The sequence below is a fragment of the Achromobacter animicus genome, assembly GCF_902859585.1.
GTDB lineage: Bacteria > Pseudomonadota > Gammaproteobacteria > Burkholderiales > Burkholderiaceae_B > Achromobacter > Achromobacter animicus.
The window spans coordinates 1-519 of sequence record NZ_CADIJM010000049.1 but is presented as its reverse complement, the minus strand read 5'-3'; the positions used below and the strand labels follow the sequence as shown (position 1 = coordinate 519).

General features: G+C 63.0%; 1 protein-coding gene. It reads right to left on the bottom strand.

All coding sequences use genetic code 11. The features are described 5' to 3' along the window. On the bottom strand, positions 1-519 hold a 519-nt coding region (locus HV681_RS27715), incomplete at both ends, for a cadherin-like domain-containing protein (RefSeq protein WP_175126288.1).

The window sequence follows — 519 nt, the reverse complement described above, 5'->3', positions numbered from 1 at the left end:
AGCAACCGTGACGGCGGTAATGCCGGCTTCAGCCGACACGCCAATCGAACCCGTGACCGTCGCGCCGGAAGCTTCCACCACGCTGTTGTGCGCGCTGGTGACGTTGCCGTCGGAGTCAACCGGGGTGACGACCGGAGGACCATCGGTCTGGCCGTTGATGGTGATGGTCAGCACTGCTTCGCTCTTGTCGCCGTCCGCGTCCGTGATGGTGTAGCGGATGGTTTCGGTGAGCGTTTGGCCGTTGTTGAGCGCTTGGACGGCCGGCAGGCTGTTGTTCAGCTGGTAGGACCACGTGCCGTCGCCGTTGTCGACCAGCTTGCCGTACTTGGCGTCGGTCGTCGTGATGGCGACGGTGCTCTTGTCCGCGCCCAGCGTGTCGTTGGCGAGCACATTGCCGTTGATCGGCGTTGCGGTGTCTTCGGTGACCGAGGCCGAATCGTTCTTGGCGATCGGAGCCGTGTCGATGATCTGGATGACCAGATCATTGCTTGTCGACTTGCCGGCCAGGTCGGTGACCTT